Source organism: Aeromicrobium sp. REDSEA-S32_B7 (assembly GCF_001626145.1).
GTDB classification, from domain to species: Bacteria; Actinomycetota; Actinomycetes; order Propionibacteriales; family Nocardioidaceae; genus Aeromicrobium; species Aeromicrobium erythreum.
The window spans coordinates 1-4,882 of the sequence record NZ_LUNF01000021.1; the positions used below are offsets into that span (position 1 = coordinate 1).

A 4,882-nucleotide genomic window follows, 5' to 3' on the forward strand; every position below is an offset into this window, starting at 1 on the left:
GAGGTGGGCAGCTCCTCCGAGCGCGGCGCCGCCTCGGACCTGCTGCTCACGGTGCTCGAGCGCATCGTCCTGGCCGCCGGTGGCGACCGCGACGACCTGCACCGCGCGGTCGCGGGCTCGGTCTGCGCGTCCGGCGACATGGCGCACGCGACGCACCCCAACCACGCCGAGCGTCACGAGCCGCTGCACCACGTGCGCCTCGGCGCCGGACCGGTCCTCAAGGTCAACCAGAACCTGCGCTACGCCACCGACGCCGTCGGCGCCGCAGTGTTCGCACGGGCCTGCGAGCACGCCGGGGTGCCGCTGCAGCGCTACGTCCACCGGGCCGACCTGCCGTGCGGCTCGACGATCGGGCCGATCAGCGCCGCACGCACCGGCATCACCACCGTCGACTTCGGTGCCCCGCAGCTGGCCATGCACTCCGCGCGGGAGACGATGGCGGCCGCCGACGTCGAGCACTACGTGCGTGCGCTGACCGCGTTCTTCGCCCTGCCCGCCTGAACGTCGTCCGGCCGTCCCTCACGACGCCCCCGGTGGTCCGGGAACGACGGGGATCGCGTACCCTGAGAGGTGCGCTGGTGACCTGTGCGTTCCTCGGACCGAGCAGGAGCGCTCCTCGCACGCCCTCACGGGGCGTCCGAGGCACGTCCGCCGGCCGCTATCCCTACATCATCCATCCATCGGAGTCCATCTACCTATGAGCATCGCACCCTCTGCGGCACCGCAGGTTGCGGTCAACGACATCGGCACCGAGGAAGACTTCCTCGCGGCCATCGACTCGACCATCAAGTACTTCAACGACGGCGACATCGTCGACGGCACCATCGTCAAGGTGGACCGCGACGAGGTCCTCCTCGACATCGGCTACAAGACCGAGGGCGTCATCCCCTCGCGCGAGCTGAGCATCAAGCACGACGTCGACCCGCACGAGGTCGTCGCCGTCGGTGACAGCGTCGAGGCCCTCGTCCTCCAGAAGGAGGACAAGGAAGGCCGTCTGATCCTGTCCAAGAAGCGCGCCCAGTACGAGCGCGCCTGGGGCGACATCGAGAAGATCAAGGCCGAGGACGGCGTCGTCGAGGGCACCGTCATCGAGGTCGTCAAGGGCGGCCTCATCATGGACATCGGACTCCGTGGCTTCCTGCCCGCGTCGCTGGTCGAGATGCGCCGCGTGCGCGACCTCGACCCGTACATCGGCCAGAAGCTCGAGGCGAAGATCATCGAGCTCGACAAGAACCGCAACAACGTGGTCCTGTCGCGCCGTGCGTGGCTCGAGCAGACCCAGTCGGCCGTGCGCCAGAAGTTCCTCGACGAGCTCAAGAAGGGGCAGGTCCGCAAGGGCGTCATCTCCTCCATCGTCAACTTCGGTGCGTTCGTCGACCTCGGCGGCGTCGACGGTCTCGTCCACGTCTCCGAGCTGTCCTGGAAGCACATCGACCACCCGAACGAGGTCGTCCAGGTCGGCGACGAGGTCACGGTCGAGGTGCTCGACGTCGACCTCGAGCGCGAGCGCGTGTCGCTGTCGCTCAAGGCGACGCAGGAGGATCCGTGGCAGCACTTCGCCCGGACCCACCAGATCGGCCAGATCGTGCCCGGCAAGGCCACCAAGCTCGTCCCGTTCGGTGCGTTCGTGCGCGTCGAGGAGGGCATCGAGGGCCTCGTGCATATCTCCGAGCTGGCCGAGCGTCACGTCGAGATCCCCGAGCAGGTCGTCCAGATCGGCGACTCGGTCATGGTCAAGATCATCGACATCGACCTCGAGCGTCGTCGCATCTCGCTGTCGCTCAAGCAGGCCAACGAGACGCAGGCCGCTGCGGCCGACGACTTCGACCCGACGCTCTACGGCATGACGTCGTCCTACGACGAGCAGGGCAACTACATCTACCCCGACGGCTTCGACCCGGAGACCGGCGAGTGGCAGGAGGGCTTCGAGGAGGCCCGCGCTGCCTGGGAGAAGCAGTACGCCGAGGCTCACGAGCGCTGGGAGGCGCACAAGAAGCAGATCGAGGAGGCCGAGAAGGCCAACATCGAGGCCGGCGAGGTCAGCAACTACTCCGCCGGTGGCGACGTCGAGACGGGCGAGGGTTCGCTCGCGTCCGACGAGGCCCTGCAGGCCCTGCGCGAGAAGCTGACGGGCGGCGAGTGATCCTCACCCGCTGAACGACCGCACGACGAGACCCCCGGCCGATGGTCGGGGGTCTCGTCTTGTCGGGGCGAGGGCCGGGGTCACCGGACGGGCAGGTCGTGGTCGTCGGCCCGCGACGGCTCGAACGGGTCGCGTGGGCGGCTGCGCGGCCCGGGACGGCTGCCGTAGCCGTCGAGGGAGACGCAGATCGCGAGGGCGATGACGAGGGCGGACAGGGCCAGGAGGATGAGCAACAGGAACATGGCAGAAAGTCTCGTCTCCGTCTGATCCTGCCACCAGTGGCAGAAAAGCCAGTCATCCTCGATAAACCGCCACACCTGTGGCAGGCTGGGTCCATGAAGAAGGTCGCGGTCGTCGTGCAGGACGGGGTCGAGGCGTTCGGCCTCGGAGCCATCTGCGAGGTCTGGAACGAGCCCTACCACCCCGAGGACGACAACCCCGTCTTCGACTTCACGATCTGCACGCCGGAGCCAGGGCGGGTCCGTGGCTCGAGCGTCGACCTGCACGTGGAGGCCTCGCTCGACGCGACCGCCGACGCCGACCTCGTGTGCGTCGCACCGAAGCGCGGCTACCGCCACCACCACCCGGCCGCCGTCGAGGCCGTCCGCGTGGCGGGGGAGCGCGGCGCCTACGTCTCGGCGCACTGCACCGGCGCGTGGCTGCTGGGCGAGGCGGGCCTGCTCGACGGGCGGGAGTGCACGACGCACTGGCGCTACGGCACGGAGCTGCAGGAGGCCTTCCCCACGGCGGTCGTGCGGCCGGAGGTGCTCTACGTCCTCGACGGCAACGTGCTGACCGGGGCCGGCTCTGCCGCCGGCATCGACGCCTCGCTGCACCTCGTGCGGCGGGTGTTCGGGGCGCGCACCGCCGCGACCACCGCACGGCGCATCGTCATGCCGCCGCACCGCACGGGCGGGCAGGCGCAGTTCGTGCGCACCCCGGTCGGCCAGGTCGAGGCCGAGACGTTGTCGCCGGTGCTCGAGTGGGCGCTCGAGCACGTCGACGAGCCGCTGCCCGTCGACCGGCTCGCCGCGGTCGCGCACATGTCGCCGCGCACCTTCGCCCGGCGCTTCCGCGACGAGACCGGCACCACCCCGCTGCAGTGGCTCACCAGCCAGCGCATCGCTCTGGCCGAGCAGCTGCTCGAGGGCTCGACGCTCTCGGTGGAGCAGGTCGCGTCCCGCGTCGGCTTCGGCAACGCCGCCACGCTGCGCCACCACTTCACCCAGGCGCTCGGCACCACGCCCCAGGAGTTCCGCCGCACCTTCGCCTGCGCCGACGCGGGCTGAGCGATCCGTCGCTCGTTGCTGATCCCCATCTGGTGGCACTCACCATGGTTCTTCCTCACTCACCGGCGGGATCAACCGCAGGTGAGTGAGGATTCCCCTCGGGTGATGGGAATCCTGGGACGGTTGCGACGGACGGGGTCGGGGAGCTCAGAGCTCGGTCCGGCGCACCTTGCCGGTGGCGGTGCGGGGGAGGGCGTCGAGGCGCAGGTACTCCTTGGGCCGCTTCGGCGGCGCGAGGCGCTCGAGGGCGCGCGCCCGCAGGGTCTCCTCGTCCGCGTCGCCGACGTAGGCCGCCACCACCCGCTGGCCCCACCGCTCGTCCGGCCGGCCGAACACGGCCACCTCGAGCACGCCGGGCAGGTCCTCCAGCGCCGCCTCGACCTCGGCGGGGTAGACGTTGACGCCACCGCTGATGACGAGGTCGCTGCGACGGGCGTCGAGGTAGACCCAGCCGTCCTCCACGCGGCCCAGGTCGCCGACCGTGAACGCCGGGCCGTCCGGGGTGTCGCGCCAGGCCTGCGCGGTCTTCTCCTCGTCGCGCCAGTAGGTGAAGCGTCCCCAGCGCGGCACGACGCACCACAGCTGGTCCTCGTCGTCGACCGTCACCACCCGGCCGGGCCGGGCTCGGCCGACGCTGCCGGGACGCTCGTGCCACGCGTCACCGCGACAGGCCGTCCACTGTCCCTCCGTCGACCCGTAGAACTCCCACACGGTCCGCTCGCCGAACTGCGCGTGCGCGCGGCGTCGGACGGGCTCGGGGCACGGTGCGCCGGCGTGCGCCACGAGCCGGAACGACGAGAGGTCGGGCTCGTCGCCCGTCTCGTCGAGGTGCTGCTGCAGGCGCTGCAGGTGCGCCGGCACGCAGAACATGGTCGTGGGACGAACCTGCGCGACGGCGTCGACGAAGGCGGCCGCGTCGAAGTGCGGCAGCACCGCGATGCTCCCGCCGGCCAACAGGGTGCCCGTGGCGAAGCGCAGGGGAGCGGAGTGGTAGATCGGCGAGACGACGAGGTCGACGTCGTCGGCCCGGAAGCCCCAGAGCTCGCGCTCCTCGACCACGAGGTCGCGCGCGTCGTCCGGCTCGAGCAGGCCCGACCACACACCCTTCGGTCGACCGGTCGTGCCCGACGTGAAGTGCATGGGCCGGCACAGCGGGTCGGGCGCGAGGTCGACGGGTGGTCCGTCCAGGAGGGCCCGCAGGGCGGCCGAGTCGTCCACGACCAGCGCGGCGTCGAGGTCGCCGAGGACCCGATCGCGCTCCCAGGCGGTCAGGCGCGGGTCCAGCGGCACCGGCACGACGCCCGACCGTGCCGCGCCGAGCACGACGCTCGCGTAGGCCGGCTCCCCGGGGCACAGCAGCACGAGCCGGTCGCCCGTGCCGAGGCCCCGCGCCCGCAGCGCGCCGGCCACGCGACGCTGGTCCTGCTCGCTGCGTCCCGCCGTCAGGACC

At 71.3% G+C, this 4,882-nt stretch carries 4 protein-coding genes and 1 pseudogene; 3 read left to right on the forward strand and 2 right to left on the reverse strand.

Annotated features, from left to right (window positions below; translation table 11 throughout):
* A pseudogene (locus A6Q79_RS01155) lies at window positions 1-501 on the forward strand (M18 family aminopeptidase); the annotation flags it as partial.
* Between the two features lie 196 nt (window positions 502-697).
* Window positions 698-2,143: a 30S ribosomal protein S1 gene (rpsA, locus tag A6Q79_RS01160; RefSeq protein ID WP_067858104.1), complete on the forward strand. Its 1,446-nt coding sequence runs from the start codon at window positions 698-700 to the stop codon at window positions 2,141-2,143.
* Between the two features lie 80 nt (window positions 2,144-2,223).
* On the opposite strand, the gene A6Q79_RS01165 is transcribed toward rpsA, so the two are convergent.
* Window positions 2,224-2,385, reverse strand: a complete 162-nt coding sequence (locus A6Q79_RS01165) for a hypothetical protein (protein ID WP_286690070.1) — start codon at window positions 2,383-2,385, stop codon at window positions 2,224-2,226.
* 93 nt (window positions 2,386-2,478) lie between these two features.
* On the opposite strand from A6Q79_RS01165, the gene A6Q79_RS01170 reads away from it, so the two are divergent.
* Window positions 2,479-3,432, forward strand: a complete 954-nt coding sequence (locus A6Q79_RS01170) for a GlxA family transcriptional regulator (protein WP_286690071.1) — start codon at window positions 2,479-2,481, stop codon at window positions 3,430-3,432.
* A 147-nt stretch (window positions 3,433-3,579) separates the two neighbouring features.
* Here the strand turns inward: A6Q79_RS01170 and A6Q79_RS01175 are convergent.
* Window positions 3,580-4,882 (reverse strand): class I adenylate-forming enzyme family protein (locus tag A6Q79_RS01175; protein WP_317695553.1); only part of this gene is annotated, 1,303 nt, incomplete at its 5' end.